Raw genomic sequence first — 1,275 nt, 5'->3', positions numbered from 1 at the left:
AGTAGGCATAAGGATTCTGTAGCGCCCGCGCAGATCGATGCCGCCCACCAGATGTTCACCATTGCGCGCATCGAAGCTGGTCAACAGCGCTTGGGCACGGCCCATGATGGCCACCGACAATTGCTCGCGGTCATTGCGGGCATTGCTGTGACCGCCCACCAGCGGCACGCCATATACCCGCGCCGCCTCGGCCAGCCCTTCCAGCACCGGCCGTGCGGCCTCACCGCTGCGGCTCCACAGGGCATCCACCACGGCCAGCGGACGGCCCCCCATGGCATAGATGTCGCTGACGTTGACCATCACCCCGCAATAACCGGCAAACCACGGCTGCTGCTCCACGAATTCGTTGATGAAGCCCTCGATGGCAAAGAGCAGGTAGCCATCGCCATCGGGGATGGCCGCGCAATCGTCGCCCACGGCCAGCGTATGGCCCTGGTGCCGGATCGGTAGCGCCATGTCCAGCGTCTGCATCACCCCGTCGATATCGCGCTTGTGGGCGATGCCGCGTGCGCTGCGCAAGTGCTCGACGATCTGCGCCAGCGTGGGCGCCGGGTCACGGGCGTTCATGGCTGTGGCTCCTGGCGTGGCTGCACCAGGAAACCCTGCTCGCCGTCGCTGATGGGCGGGTAGAAATCCAGCTCGGCCTGCATCAGATGATGAGGCAAGCCATGCACCTTGATTTCGGACAGGGTATGCCAGTGCAGACGCTGGAACAACGGCGCATTCTGGCTCTGCACCTGGGCCAGGAAGGTGTGGCAGCCATGGGCATGGGCCGTGCAGACGGCCAGCTTGATCAAGCCGCTGCCCACCGCGCCGATGCGCCGCGCATGTTGCGCCACGGCCAGCCGCGAGCCATGCCACACACCCGGCGCCGATTCATGGATGCGCACGGTGCCGACCACCGTACGGCTGCCATCGCCGCCCTCCATCACCGCCACGATGGGCATCGCGATGGCGTCGATGGCATCGGCGTCATCGTCCTGGAACACGCCCTGCTCGGTGCAGAAAACGTCACGCCGCAAACGGCGCGCGGATTCGCGCTCCCAGGGCTCCAGCGCCAGCTTGATGCGCACGCCCTGGGCCGGCGCCAGCGGCGCTGGCGTTTTCTGCACCAGTGCTGTCGCGCTCTCGATCACGTCACTCATCATCATTTCCTTTCGAAGGAAGACAGCGAAGAGCAAGCCCCGCATTTGCCGCAACCGGGCCTGGCATCTGCGGCGCGCATCCCGGCACTGTCCAGCATGGCGGCCAGCGGCGCCAGCAGACGGCGCATGG

Annotated in this window: 1 protein-coding gene and 2 pseudogenes; all 3 read right to left on the bottom strand. The window is 66.2% G+C overall.

The features are described 5' to 3' along the window. Positions 1 to 567: pseudogene (locus I5W_RS07620) on the bottom strand (AIR synthase related protein); the annotation flags it as partial. Next, positions 564 to 1,148, bottom strand: a complete 585-nt coding sequence (locus I5W_RS07615) for an MSMEG_0567/Sll0786 family nitrogen starvation N-acetyltransferase (RefSeq protein ID WP_083893484.1) — start codon at positions 1,146 to 1,148, stop codon at positions 564 to 566. The gene I5W_RS07615 and the pseudogene I5W_RS07620, both read right to left, overlap by 4 nt. Continuing rightward, positions 1,148 to 1,275 (bottom strand): annotated as a pseudogene (locus I5W_RS33215) (MSMEG_0568 family radical SAM protein); the annotation flags it as partial. The pseudogene I5W_RS33215 and the gene I5W_RS07615, both read right to left, overlap by 1 nt.

The organism is Herbaspirillum sp. B65, from assembly GCF_000333555.1.
GTDB lineage: Bacteria > Pseudomonadota > Gammaproteobacteria > Burkholderiales > Burkholderiaceae_D > Herbaspirillum > Herbaspirillum rubrisubalbicans.
Note: the sequence above shows the minus strand (reverse complement) of the source record. Positions and strands in the feature narration are given on the sequence as shown.